Annotated in this window: 9 protein-coding genes; 7 read left to right on the top strand and 2 right to left on the bottom strand. The window is 58.5% G+C overall.

Annotated features, from left to right (window positions below):
• Nucleotides 1-151: 151 nt before the first annotated feature.
• On the top strand, nt 152-1,342 hold the full coding sequence (locus ADM64_RS07415; RefSeq protein WP_162838042.1) for an IS1249 family transposase: 1,191 nt from the start codon (nt 152-154) through the stop codon (nt 1,340-1,342).
• A 72-nt stretch (nt 1,343-1,414) separates the two neighbouring features.
• Here ADM64_RS07415 and ADM64_RS07410 read toward each other — a convergent pair whose 3' ends face one another.
• Nucleotides 1,415-2,254 (bottom strand): peptidylprolyl isomerase, encoded by an 840-nt coding sequence (locus tag ADM64_RS07410; protein WP_049193740.1) that lies wholly within the window; start codon nt 2,252-2,254, stop codon nt 1,415-1,417.
• A 292-nt stretch (nt 2,255-2,546) separates the two neighbouring features.
• Between ADM64_RS07410 and ADM64_RS07405 the strand changes: the two genes are divergently transcribed.
• Nucleotides 2,547-3,218, top strand: coding sequence for an MBL fold metallo-hydrolase (locus tag ADM64_RS07405; RefSeq protein WP_049193739.1), 672 nt, complete (start codon nt 2,547-2,549; stop codon nt 3,216-3,218).
• Nucleotides 3,219-3,261: 43 nt separating this feature from the next.
• Nucleotides 3,262-4,545: a histidine--tRNA ligase gene (gene hisS / locus ADM64_RS07400; protein WP_049193738.1), complete on the top strand. Its 1,284-nt coding sequence runs from the start codon at nt 3,262-3,264 to the stop codon at nt 4,543-4,545.
• A 27-nt stretch (nt 4,546-4,572) separates the two neighbouring features.
• Here the strand turns inward: hisS and ADM64_RS07395 are convergent, their stop codons facing one another.
• Nucleotides 4,573-5,460: a neutral zinc metallopeptidase gene (locus ADM64_RS07395; RefSeq protein ID WP_016422692.1), complete on the bottom strand. Its 888-nt coding sequence runs from the start codon at nt 5,458-5,460 to the stop codon at nt 4,573-4,575.
• Between the two features lie 271 nt (nt 5,461-5,731).
• Here ADM64_RS07395 and aspS point away from each other — a divergent pair, with 271 nt between their 5' ends.
• The 4 genes from aspS (at nt 5,732) to alaS (ending at nt 13,153) form a co-directional block, all read left to right on the top strand.
• The gene (gene aspS / locus ADM64_RS07390) at nt 5,732-7,561 is read left to right on the top strand and encodes an aspartate--tRNA ligase (RefSeq protein WP_016422693.1); all 1,830 of its coding nucleotides are present in this window, start codon (nt 5,732-5,734) and stop codon (nt 7,559-7,561) included.
• Nucleotides 7,562-7,708: 147 nt separating this feature from the next.
• Entirely contained in the window at nt 7,709-8,890 is a 1,182-nt protein-coding gene (locus ADM64_RS07385; protein ID WP_016422694.1) for a phosphotransferase family protein, read from the top strand.
• Between the two features lie 148 nt (nt 8,891-9,038).
• Entirely contained in the window at nt 9,039-10,364 is a 1,326-nt protein-coding gene (locus ADM64_RS07380; RefSeq protein WP_224433708.1) for a replication-associated recombination protein A, read from the top strand.
• A 128-nt stretch (nt 10,365-10,492) separates the two neighbouring features.
• A complete protein-coding gene (gene alaS, locus ADM64_RS07375; RefSeq protein ID WP_049193737.1) occupies nt 10,493-13,153 on the top strand; it encodes an alanine--tRNA ligase in 2,661 nt (886 codons plus the stop codon).
• Nucleotides 13,154-13,189: the final 36 nt, after the last annotated feature.

The following is a 13,189-nucleotide window of genomic DNA, read 5'->3' as shown; positions in this document are numbered from 1 at the left end:
CAAAAAGTGTGTCTGACTTTCAGCATTACTGCTGATTAGGCTGGGTAAATCGGGCGGATATAAGCATCAAGACCTTATATCCGCCCGATTAGTGTTCAATCCACCGGAATGGCACCCGCATGTGCTAATCGGGGGTTGGTGTGCTTTCCGGGTGAGTAAAAACAGACCACGATGCCCGATATGCGCTGGGCAAATGAAGAAAAACGGAACCACTTCTAAAGGCACAACCAGGTGGCGATGCAAGGACCCGAACTGCGGCAGTTCCACGACACGAACCCGCACCGACCGCACGCAGACCCGCGACTTTAAAGCCTTCGTCTCTTATGCCACCTCCACAGCAACGTTGTCTGAACTCGCCCAGCAACAAGGGGTAAGCCGTTGGACACTTGACCGCCGATTCAAACCGTTCTGGCTCATCGACATCCCCAACGACGGTGACCCACAGCGCATCTACGACCAGATCTTCATCGACGGTACCTACACCGCCGCCGGATGCTTGCTCGTCGCAGCCAGCCACGACCACGTCATCGCATGGCACTGGACCAAACACGAAACCGCCCACGCCTACACGCAGCTACTCCGCAAAATCGCTGAGCCGCTCTGCGTCGTCCTCGACGGCGGACAAGGCGCACTTACTGCGATTAAAGCCTGCTGGCCGAACGCGATAATCCAACGATGCCTCGTCCATGCGCAACGCGTCATCCGCCGCTACACCACATCACGACCACGCACCGACGCCGGCAAAGCCATCTACGCCCTGGCGTTGAAACTGACCCGTATCACCACACTCGACCAGGCACGGGAGTGGACGCTGCGTCTGCACGACTTCGGACAGGTATTCAAAGCATTCCTCAACGAGAAAACGCCCGTGTCAAAAGAGCGCCGCACACTCAACAACCAGTGGGAATGGACCCATCTGCGAGTTCGCAAGGCATACAACTCCCTGCTGCACCTCTCACGGAAAGGATGGCTGTTTACCTACCTGCAGCCACCACCGAATGCGCTTGAGCCTCAACGCTGGGCTTCAACGACAAACAGTCTGGAAGGCGGCATCAACGCCGGGCTCAAACGCATCGCCGACGCGCATCGCGGCAGGTCCGGGGAACGCCAACGAAAAATGCTCGAGTGGTACCTGCACTCGAAAACGCAACTGCCTGACGACCCATTAAAGATCGCCAGGCAGTGCAATTTCGGCCAAGATCAACTCGCCAAAGTCAACGATCTTGTCGAAGAAGACCACAACAAAGCCGACCATGAAACAGGCCGACCAGCCTTCTACGACAACGCTATCCCAACCGAGTACGAACACTCGATAGGAATCAGAAAAGGCCCCATGAAGTAACAAACGGTGTGCCCGCCCCGCAACACGCCGAGCGGACACACTTTTTGCTACTTAACCCGTTAGTTGAGTCAACTACTTGACTTCCGCCTTCTCAATACGGACTTCCTTAGCTGGCTTACCGTCAGAGGTACCGCCACCCTCGATACCGTTCTTCGCAATGTCCGCAACCGTCTTGGTGCCCTCGTCAGTCATGGAGCCAAGCACGGTGTACTGCGGAGGCAGCTGAGAATCTGCCCAGTTGAGGAAGAACTGGCTGCCGTTGGCATCCGGGTCACTCGGGTTTGCCATGGCGATAGAGCCCTTCGGGTACACCAACGGGGTGTTCTGATCCAGGCCGGAATCCTTGACCGGCCACTCGCCAGCGAACTTGAAGCCCGGTCCGCCGGTACCGGTACCAGTCGGATCGCCACACTGCAGAACGTTCAGGCCACCACCGGTAATACGGTGGCACACGGTGTCGTTGAAGTAGTTGGACTTGGCCATGTGCTCAATTGCATTGACGCCGCAAGGTGAAATAGCGCGGTCCAGCTCCATCGGAATGTCGCCCTGGTTAGTCTTCAGGGTGATGGTTACAGTGCCAGTGGCGGGAACGTTGTCGGTAGCTGGCTTATCTATGTCCTTCGATGCCTCGCCATCATCCGGGTAGTCACAGGTCACGGTTTCCGGAAGTGGGGAAGAGCGCTTCATTGGAACCTTTTCACCGCTGACGGGAGTAGCTGTCAGAGCTGCAGGTTCGACTGGAGTCGTGGATGCATCAGCGGCCTCATTGTCGTCAGCGCCGCCAGCCGTGGTCAGCAAGTAGATGCCGCCACCGATAAAGAGCAGGATAGCCAAGGTAGTTACGACAACGCCCAGTGGCTTCAGCTTCTCGGCACGTGCACGGCGCTTAAGTTCGCGCTCGAGCGTCCGCATCGCATCTTTGCGCCTTTGCTCATTATTGGCCACTAGTCTTTCTCCGTATCTGTTAGTCATCTATTGCTGGTGACGGAACACCAGCGGACGATTTTGCCCATTGATAGTGACCGCATTTGAAGTAACAGCTCAGTCGGTCACCGTCGCGTACACAATCGACCATTATGCCCGGGATTGCTTCCCATTTGCGAGATGACAGGCCAACGAGCAAGGGGAAAGGTGCTCTCTTCCCGTTGTTGGAAGGCGCAAATAGCCTGCCGGGGGCTGTACACAATCGTTACAATGGAGCGCCATGGAGATATTTGGTTTTGCAGCCGGCCCTTTTCAGACCAACTGCTACGTGGCAACAGGCGCTCCGGAAATGGACGGCCTGTCCACCCCATGCGTCATTGTTGACCCGGGCATGGGGGCGTTCGAGGTAGTACGCGGCGAGGTTGAGAAGCGAGATTGGAAGCCGGAAGCAATTCTGCTGACCCATGGTCATATCGACCATGTCCGCGATGTCGCGGAGGCCGCCGACTTCTGGGATATCCCCGTCTTCATTCACGAAAGCGACAATGTGTTGCTGGCCAATCCGAAGCTCGGCGGTTCTTCTTTCGGACACCTCTTTGACATCGATTCTATGCAGGCTTATACGGAAGCCGATTTCTTCGAGGATGGCGACGAAGTAAAGTGGGCAGGGTTGAATTGCGAAGTCATTCACGCTCCGGGTCACTCTCCGGGATGCGTGATGCTGCGCGCTTCCGATGGGGAAGATGAGATTGTCTTCAGCGGGGACGTCCTCTTTAAGGGGGCTATCGGTCGCGTAGATTTGCCGGGCAGTAGTCCGGAGCACATGCAGCAGTCGTTGAAGGATAAGGTCCTCCCGCTGGCGGATGACCTCATGATTCTTCCGGGCCATGGCTCCGCATCGTCGATAGGCGAGGAGCGCGCGACCAACCCGTTCCTGCAAAACCTCACCTAGCCTGGCTGACACGTCGTGAGAGTTGGCAGGTAGAGTTAGCGGGGTGAACTCTAGCCAGAAGCCAAAGAAGTTGAAGCCATTCTCCGCGCCCAAGGGCGTGCCGGATTACGTCCCGCCGGTCTCCCGCGAATTCGAGGCGGTGCGAAACTCATTCCAGCACCGCGCACGACTTGCGGGCTATGAGCACATTGAGCTGCCAATTTTCGAGGAAACCGGGCTTTTTGCACGTGGCGTAGGTGAATCGACGGACGTCGTCACCAAGGAGATGTACACGTTCGCCGACCGCGGCGACCGTTCGGTCACCCTGCGCCCGGAGGGTACCGCGGGCGTGATGCGCGCGGTCATTGAGCACAATTTGGACCGCGGTCAGTTGCCGGTCAAGCTTTCCTACGCGGGGCCATTCTTCCGCTATGAACGCCCGCAGGCAGGCCGTTACCGTCAGTTGCAGCAGGTGGGCGTAGAGGCAATCGGCGTCGATGATCCTGCGCTGGACGCTGAAGTCATCGCGCTTGCCGACGCATGCTTCCGCGGTATCGGGCTCGAAGGCTTCCGCCTTGAACTGACAAGCCTTGGCGACAACACCTGCCGCCCTGAATATCGCGCTAAGCTGCAGGAGTTCTTGTTTGACCTGCCTCTGGATGAGGAATCGCGCCACCGTGCAAACATCAACCCGCTGCGCGTTCTCGACGATAAGCGACCGGAAATGCAGGAAATGCTTGCCGACGCGCCGCTGATGCTGGACCACCTTTCTGACAGCGCTCGCGGTCACTTTGAAGCTGTGACTGGACTGTTGGATGACATGAAGGTGCCCTATGTCATCAATCCTCGAATGGTGCGCGGACTGGACTACTACACCAAGACGTGCTTCGAGTTTGTTCACGACGGCCTTGGTGCTCAGTCGGGTATCGGTGGCGGTGGTCGCTACGACGGGCTGATGGCGCAGCTAGGCGGCCAAGAGCTGTCTGGAATTGGCTTTGGTTTGGGTGTGGATCGCGCACTGCTCGCACTGGAAGCAGAGGGCAAGCAGGCCAGCGATGGTCGACGCGTCGATGTGTATGGTGTTGCGCTCGGTGAAGAAGCCGCTCACGCTATGGCGGTGCAGATCAATAAGCTGCGCCAAGCGGGTATCCGCGCAGATATGTCCTACGGCGGCCGCGGTCTGAAGGGCGCGATGAAGGGTGCCGATCGCGCTGGAGCCCGATTTGCGTTGGTCCTCGGCGAGTCTGAATTGGCCGCGGGCGAGGTTCAGCTGAAGAACCTTGAGTCCCACGAGCAGCACGCAGTCGCCCTAGATGCACTGGTTCAGGAGTTGCAGTCGCGCATCTAGGAAACGCGCATTTGTTGAGTGCGGAGTCTAGCTGTAGACGCCGCGCTCGAGAGTGTCGCACTGAGACATCTTTCCTGACTTGTAGCCGGTGAGGAATGCCTTCGTACGCTGCTCGGCCGAGCCGTGGGTCCAGGAGTCCGGTTGAACACCACCGCCGGAATGCTGCTGGATGGTGTCATCGCCAATGGCCTTCGTAGTTTTGAGGGCATCGGCAACTTGCTCGTCGGAAAGCGGTTCGAGGATTGCGTCCGGCCCCTTGTCCGCGTAATGAGCCCAGATACCCGCGTAGCAGTCGGCCTGCAGCTCGATCTTTACAGCGTCGGAATCGGGGCCCGGTTCGTTGTAGTTACTGCGGCCGAGTGTGCCCTCCAACCTTTGGATATGGTGGGCGAATTCGTGGGCCACGACGTATTCCTGTGCGAGCGGTCCGTTGCCTCCGCCCATGCGCTCCAGGGTGCTAAAGAACTCCGTGTCGAAGTAGGCCGTTTGATCGGCGGGGCAGTAGAACGGGCCGGTGGACGAGGACGCTGCGCCGCAGCCCGACTGAGTGGAGCCTTCAAAGAGGACTAAGCCTGGGTTCGTGTACTCGATGCCGGCCTGTGCGGGGAGTTGTTCTTCCCAGACTCGGTCGACCGAAATACCGGTGAATTCCATCCGGCAATCGATGCGGCTGTTGGCATCTTCGCCGGTCTTGCATGGATCCTCGCCAGGGGACTGCTGTGCAGTCTGCGAGGACTGGTTGTTCTGGGCACCTGTCAGCTGTCCCAATTGTCCCGGGTCGCCGCCGAGAAGTAAGTACAGGCCGATGAGGACAAGGCCGCCGATACCGCCACCGCCTACGGCGATAGCGCGGCCACCACCCGAGCGTCGCTCGGCACGAGCCGAGCTCTTTTGGAAGTCATTCCGGAAGGTCATAGGAGTAAGACTATTGCATAAGGTGCGGAAAACGGGCCATTGAATAGCGCTGCGTCATAGTATCCGCATGTAAATCAACGTCAGGATCTACGGAGAACTTTGTCTAAGTGAGTACATGAAGCCCGAGGTAGGCCCAAGGCGATGACCGGTAATAAGCAAAATAGCCGGGGTCTTCTTCTCACCTTTCTGGCTTCAAGGTAGACTACACGGACGAAACCGCTATCCACAGCGTTAATCCCTATAGCACCAATTTTGGAAGGACCAATTCGCAGTGCTTCGTACGCATCTTGCCGGAGACCTCCGCGCTGACCTCGCCGGCAGCACAGTAACCCTGACCGGTTGGGTAGGACGCCGCCGTGACCATGGTGGCGTGATCTTCATCGACATGCGTGACCGCTCCGGTTACGCCCAGGTTGTGTTCCGCAACAGCGAAGTTGCTGAGCGTGCACACCACCTGCGCAGCGAATACTGCATTCAGGTCACCGGTGTCGTTGAGAAGCGCCCGGAGGGCTCCGAAAACCCGAACCTGGCATCGGGTGAAATTGAGGTCAATGTTACGGAGCTGACCATCCTCAACGAGTCGGCGGCATTGCCGTTCCAGCTCGAGGATGTTGGAACTTCTGGCACTGTCGGCGAGGAAGCCCGCCTGAAGTACCGCTACCTAGACCTACGCCGTGAAGGCCCGGCCAAGATTATGCGTCTCCGTGCGGCTGTCAACCGCGCAGCCCGTAAGGTGCTGGACAGCCACGACTTCACCGAAATCGAGACCCCGACGTTGACTCGCTCTACGCCGGAAGGTGCTCGTGACTTCGTGGTGCCGGCTCGTTTGAAGCCGGGCACTTTCTACGCACTGCCGCAGTCCCCTCAGTTGTTCAAGCAGCTGCTTATGGTCGCTGGCATGGAGCGCTACTACCAGATCGCCCGCTGCTACCGAGATGAGGACTTCCGCGCTGACCGCCAGCCGGAGTTCACTCAGCTCGACGTTGAGATGAGCTTCGCCGAGCAGGACGATGTCATTGCGCTGGCAGAAGAGATTCTGGTTGCTATCTTCGCCGAGGCCGGTGTCACTGTTCAGACCCCGATTCCACGCATGACCTTCAAGGAGGCCATGGAGAAGTACGGTTCTGACAAGCCGGACCTGCGCTTCGACATTCCGCTGGTGGAGTGCACCGAGTTCTTCAAGGACACCACTTTCCGTGTCTTCCAGAACGATTACGTCGGTGCAGTTGTTATGGACGGTGGCGCATCGCAGCCTCGTCGTCAGCTCGACGCTTGGCAGGATTGGGCCCGCCAGCGCGGCGCAAAGGGCTTGGCCTACATCCTTGTTGGGGAGGACGGCACTCTGGGCGGCCCGGTTGCCAAGAACATTACTGACGCAGAGCGTGAAGGCATCGCGGCGCACGTAGGCGCGAAGCCGGGTGACTGCATCTTCTTCGCTGCAGGTGACGCTAAGAGCTCCCGTGCACTGCTGGGTGCTGCTCGTGGAGAGATTGCCAAGAAGCTCGGCCTTATCAAGGAAGGCGACTGGGCATTCACCTGGGTCGTCGACGCACCGTTGTTCGAGCCGGCTGCCGACGCTACCGCTTCCGGTGACGTTGCCCTGGGCCACTCGCAGTGGACTGCTGTGCACCACGCCTTCACCTCGCCGAAGCCAGAGCACATGGATACCTTCGACAAGGATCCTGGCAACGCACTGGCTTACGCCTACGACATCGTCTGCAACGGTAACGAAATTGGTGGCGGCTCCATTCGTATTCACCGCCCAGATGTCCAGAAGCGCGTCTTCGATGTTATGGGCATCGGCGAGGAAGAGGCACAGGAGCAGTTCGGCTTCCTGCTGGATGCCTTCCAGTACGGCGCTCCGCCGCACGGTGGTATCGCATTCGGTTGGGACCGTATCGTTTCCCTGCTGGCCGGCGTTGACTCCATTCGCGAAGTTATCGCCTTCCCGAAGTCCGGTGGCGGCGTTGATCCGTTGACTGACGCCCCGACTCCGATTACCGCTCAGCAGCGCAAGGAGACCGGTATCGACTTCAAGCCGAAGCCAAAGCAGAAGGCAGACGGCGTTAAGGCAGCAGCCGACGCAGGCGACAGCAAGTAAACAAAGAAATCACATTGCGAGGAATGTGATCTGTCACTCCAGCGTGAACAGCGCGAGTGGCGCCAATTCCTCCTAACCAAGGCGTTACTGGCCACAACGCAACATCCGTATCGCCTGACTGAAACTGGCTCATTGAAAGGGCATTCAATGGAGTACTCGGACGACGCTGCAGCAGAAGTTGACAGCGTAGTTAAAGATGCAGAGACACTGCTTTCCGCACGATTCGGCGGCACTCCAGTGTTGTCGGATCCAGAAGTACTTACAGGTCAGTCAAACGCTCTTGTTGTCCGCGTACGGGTCGCCACAAATCCCTTTATGCAGGAACGCACGGTCGTCGTAAAGCAAATTCCTACGACGACTGAAGGCGTCGATCCCGCCGTTTTACGGGAAGTCGTGGCGTACCAGTTCATCAATACACTGCCTGACGACGTCCGCCCGGGGCCTCAGCTTCTTGCTTACGATGTTTCAAAGCAGCTATTGGTTCTCAGCGACGTCGGTGTCGTGGACACTCTTGCGGACGTACTCTTTCGTGGCGATGAAGAGCGACGATTGCGCGCATTCCGCAGCCTCGGCGCTTCGCTGGGTCGGATGCATATTCACACGCATACTCGTGAAGAGGGATTTGAGACCCTGCGTCGTCGTATGTGGGTGAAGAACAAGGTCGATCGCGAGGCTCTCGAGGCGCGTGACCACGGCATTGTGTCGGGGATTCGCTTTGGTATGCGAGCTGTCGAGGGGTCCGGCATTCCTGTTCCCGACGCTGTGCGCTCTTTCGGTGAGGATGCTGCTCGTCGAATTGAGAAGGGCACGCATAGGGCGTTTACTCCGTTTGACCTCGCCCCGGACAACATTCTGCTGGCGGATAAGGTCCAGTTCCTCGACTATGAGTGGGCTGGTTACCGCGATGTCATCTTCGACGTGGCCAGCGTCGTCGCAGGCTTCCCGCTGCACGTTTTCGTGGAGCGTCCATCGGAGGCAGAGGTCGACGTGTTTGTCCGTGCCTGGATGGAAGAGATTCGTGACCATTGGTATCGCGGCACGAGCGACCGCCGTTTGATGGCGTTCATCGCTGCGGCGTTGCTCGGTTGGTTTTTCATCTCCGCAACGGTTTCCTTCTTCGGTTCTCCAAAACAAGCGCTGTGGGTGGGGCATGAAGGACGCACGGACCTGAAGCCGGAAGTTGGCGGCTCAGCACTGGAGCGGCGCGACATGGCTAACACGGCTCGCGCGATTGCACAGTTCGCCCATAAGTGTGAGGACGATCGTGCCGACGAGCTGGAACAGTTCGCGCATGCAGTCATCGATTTCTTAGAGCAAGAGGAAGGCTAGGGCACACGTGGCGGATCCGAATAAGCTGCCGTCAGGCGGTGCAAACGGCTCCGCCGATGACGCTCCAGGGCTTTTCGACGAGCCTTCGGTCGCCGGACCTACAGCGGCCAAGAGCCAAGGTCGGAGTGCGGGGCCAGCAAGCACTGGCCTGAACTCCGATGCGAGCGCCTATTTTCACCCAGGTGCACACGCGCCGTTGGCGGTTCGGATGCGACCGCGAAACCTCGATGAAGTCGTTGGTCAAGACCACCTGTTAGCCCCCGGAGCACCGTTGCGCCGTCTGGTCGAAGGTGGCGGCGACACTTCCGTTATTCTGTTCGGCCCTCCTGGAACTGGCAAAACCACTCTCGCCAGTTTGATTTCCGCGGCGACCGGACGACACTTTGAAGCGCTTTCCGCGCTTAATGCAGGAGTGAAGGAAGTGCGTGCGGTTATCGATACTGCTCGTCGCACACTCGTTAACCAGGGCATTCAAACGGTGCTCTTCATCGACGAGGTGCACCGTTTTTCCAAGACCCAGCAGGATGCCCTGTTGGGTGCCGTGGAAAACCGGATTGTCCTTCTCGTCGCGGCAACGACGGAAAACCCATCCTTCTCAGTGGTGTCCCCGCTGCTCAGTCGGTCACTGCTGTTGCAGTTGCAGTCACTGGACGACGAAGCCGTCGGCACGCTCATTGATCGAGCACTTACCGATGAGCGCGGCCTGAATGGTCGCGTCAGTATGACAGACGATGCACGTAAACAGCTCATTGCGCTGGCAGCTGGTGATGCTCGTCGTTCCCTCACGTACCTCGAGGCAGCCGCAGAAGCCGTCGCCGATGGTGAGCAGATTACCGCTGAGTCGCTTGCCAATTCGATCAACAGAGCCGTGGTTCGCTATGACCGCGACGGCGACCAGCATTACGACGTCACCAGCGCGTTTATTAAGTCCGTCCGCGGATCTGATGTCGATGCTGCCCTGCATTACCTGGCGCGGATGATTGAGGGTGGGGAAGACCCTCGGTTTATTGCCCGACGAATCGTAATTCTGGCCAGCGAAGACATCGGTATGGCCGACCCGACAGCTCTGCAAACCGCCGTCGCCGCGGCGCAGGCAGTTGCCTTGATAGGGATGCCGGAAGCCCGGCTGACGCTGGCGCAGGCCACGATTCACTTGGCAACAGCACCGAAGTCGAATTCGGTCATAAGCGCAATCGACGGGGCATTGAAGGATGTTCGTTCCGGGAAGACCGGACCGGTGCCACCACATTTGCGCGACGGACATTACAGCGGGGCTAAGGACCTTGGTCACGCGGTGGACTATATCTACCCGCACAATGACCCCATGGGTGTCGTCGCCCAACAGTATCCACCAGATCAGTTGGTGGGCACTGATTATTTCGTCCCATCCAATCACGGTCGTGAAAACGGCATGGCTGAATACCTCGGACGCATTCGCCGAATTATCCGGGGGAGCCGCCGGAAATCGAAGTAGGCGAGATCGGTCGGAATCTACGGGGTGCCGGTGGGGTGGTTTTAAAGTTGCTCGAACCGAGCGGGTAGACTGCTAGTTTTGTATTAAACATCTCGGACGCTCGACGTGAAACGAGGAAGTAGAACACCGTGCAGACTCATGAAATTCGAAATCGCTTCATCCAGCATTTCGTAAAGGCGGGACACACCGAGGTCCCCAGTGCCTCCCTGGTTTTGGATGACCCGAACCTGCTGTTCGTTAATGCCGGCATGGTGCCGTTCAAGCCCTACTTCCTCGGCAATGAGACTCCGGACTTCTCCACCGCGACCTCAATTCAGAAGTGCGTGCGCACACTGGACATTGAAGAGGTGGGTATCACCACCCGCCACAACACCTTCTTCCAGATGGCGGGTAACTTCTCCTTCGGAAATTACTTCAAGGAAGGTGCCATCACTCATGCATGGAGCCTTCTGACTGGTGCTGTTGAGGACGGCGGCTTTGGCATCCCGGCTGAGAAGCTGTGGGTGACGGTTTTCCTCGATGACGATGAGGCTCATGACATCTGGCACGAGAAGGTTGGTGTGCCGGAAGAGCGCATTCAGCGCCGAGGCATGGCGGACAACTACTGGTCCATGGGTGTGCCTGGCCCGTGTGGCCCGTGTTCAGAGATTTTCTACGACCGCGGCCCGGAGTACGGCGCTGACGGTGGCCCAGAGGCGGACGAGGATCGCTACATCGAGATTTGGAACCTCGTCTTCATGGAAAACGAGCGTGGCGAAGGAACAGGCAAGGACTCTTTCGAGATTCTTGGCCCGCTGCCGAAGAAGAACATCGATACCGGTATGGGCATCGAGCGCGTTGCTTTTCTGCTGCAGGGTGTCGACAACGTCTATGAAACCGATCTGCTGCGTCCGGTTATCGACGAAGCTGAGCGGCTCACCGGTTCGAAGTACAGCTCCAACCACCAGGACAACATCCGTTTCCGCGTCATCGCTGACCACAGCCGCACCGGCTTGATGCTGATGCTCGACGGTGTCACCCCCTCGAACTCCGATCGTGGCTATATCCTGCGTCGCCTGCTGCGCCGCATCATCCGCTCTGCGCGTCTGCTCGGCGCTAACGGTCCAGTGCTGGAGAAGCTGATTGGTATTGCGGCCGAGACCATGACCCCGTCGTACCCAGAGATCGCGGAGAACTGGAACCGTATTCGCCGCGTCGCCGTCGCCGAGGAAAAGACCTTCACCAAGACTCTGTCCGCCGGTGAGGAGCTGTTCGAACGTGCTGCCACCAAGGCCAAGGCAGAGGGTAAAACCGTTCTATCCGGTCACGACGCCTTCACCCTGCATGACACCCACGGCTTCCCAATCGACCTGACCATCGAGATGGCCGAAGAAGCTGGCCTGACCATCGACCGCGAGGAATTCGATCGCGAGATGGCTGAGCAGCGTGCGCGTGCAAAGGCCGACAGCCAGGCAAAGAAGCAGTCGCACACCGACCTGCACGTCTACCGCGAGTTCATCGATGAACACCCGACGTCCTTCACTGGTTACGATCGGCTTGCCGACGAATCCACGATTCTCGGCATCATTGCTGATGGCCAGAAGCAGGCGTTTGCCGCAGAGGGCGATGAGATTGAGGTTATCCTCGACCGCACTCCGCTCTATGCCGAGGCCGGAGGTCAGCTGGCTGACCGTGGTCGAATCGTGACTGATTCCGGCGCTGTGGTCCACATCAACGATGTCCAAAAGGTGGGCAAGAAGCTGTGGCTGCACAAGGGCATCGTCACAGCCGGTGAGTTTACCCCGGGCGTCTCCGCTGAAGCTTTGGTAGACGAGCAGTGGCGTCACGGTGCTCGTCAGGCGCACACTGCAACTCACCTGATTCACGGTGCTCTGCGTCAGGTACTGGGGGATACTGCAACTCAGGCTGGTTCCATGAATAAGCCGGGCTACCTCCGTTTCGACTTCAAGTACGGTGAGCAGCTCACACCGGAACAGCTCCGTGAGATTGAGCAGATTACCAATGAGGCTGTCGACAACGACTGGGCTGTCAATACTGCCGAGATGCCGTTGGAAGAGGCCAAGGCCGCTGGTGCCATGGCATTGTTCAACGAAAACTACGGCGACATCGTCCGCGTTGTTGAGGTCGGTGGCCCGTTCTCAATTGAGCTGTGTGGCGGTACCCACGTTTCGCATTCTTCGCAGATTGGTCCGGTAGCTGTGCTGGGCGAGTCCTCTGTCGGATCGGGCGTGCGCCGTATTGAGGCCTACTCGGGTATCGATTCCTTCCGCTACCTGTCCACCGAGCGTCTCCTGGCTGAGCGACTGGCCACTGAATTCAAGGCTCCGTCTGCTGAGCTGCCAGACCGCATTGCAGCACTGGCTGAGAAGCTCAAGGCTGCAGAGAAGCAGCTCGCTGATTTCAAGGCCGGACAGCTGCTGGCCAATGCCGCGTCTCACCTGGAGTCCGCTCGCACCATCGGCGATGTCACCTACCTCGGACTTAAGCTTCCCGACGGTACGGAGATGAAGGACATCCGTTCGCTGGCTAATGACTTGGCGAAGCGCCTTGCGGATCGCCCAAGCGTCATTGCGTTGATCTCCAACGCCGGCGGCAAGGTTCCGTTTGTGGCCTCGGTTTCGGATGAAGCCGTCAATCGCGGTATTAAGGCCGGCGATTTGGTGAAGCTGATGGGCGCTGAGGTCGGCGGCAAGGGCGGCGGTAAACCGGCAATGGCACAGGGCTCCGGCTCTGATGCTTCCGGTATCGACGCAGCATTGGCCGCGGTTGAGGCCGAACTGTGCAAGTAGCCAATTAACGGCTGTGCTATCGGAAGAGCAGTAAAC

It is taken from the genome of Corynebacterium sp. 401_CJEI, from assembly GCF_001076435.1.
In the GTDB taxonomy this organism is placed as follows: Bacteria; Actinomycetota; Actinomycetes; order Mycobacteriales; family Mycobacteriaceae; genus Corynebacterium; species Corynebacterium jeikeium_D.
This window is presented reverse-complemented; position numbering and strand designations above follow the sequence as displayed.

Coding starts and splice junctions, on each gene's coding strand:
- ADM64_RS07410 (WP_049193740.1), bottom strand. CDS start 2,254: ATGCGGACGCTCGAGCGCGAACTTAAGCGCCGTGCACGTGCCGAGAAG.
- ADM64_RS07405 (WP_049193739.1), top strand. CDS start 2,547: ATGGAGATATTTGGTTTTGCAGCCGGCCCTTTTCAGACCAACTGCTAC.
- ADM64_RS07395 (WP_016422692.1), bottom strand. CDS start 5,460: ATGACCTTCCGGAATGACTTCCAAAAGAGCTCGGCTCGTGCCGAGCGA.
- ADM64_RS07385 (WP_016422694.1), top strand. CDS start 7,709: ATGGAGTACTCGGACGACGCTGCAGCAGAAGTTGACAGCGTAGTTAAA.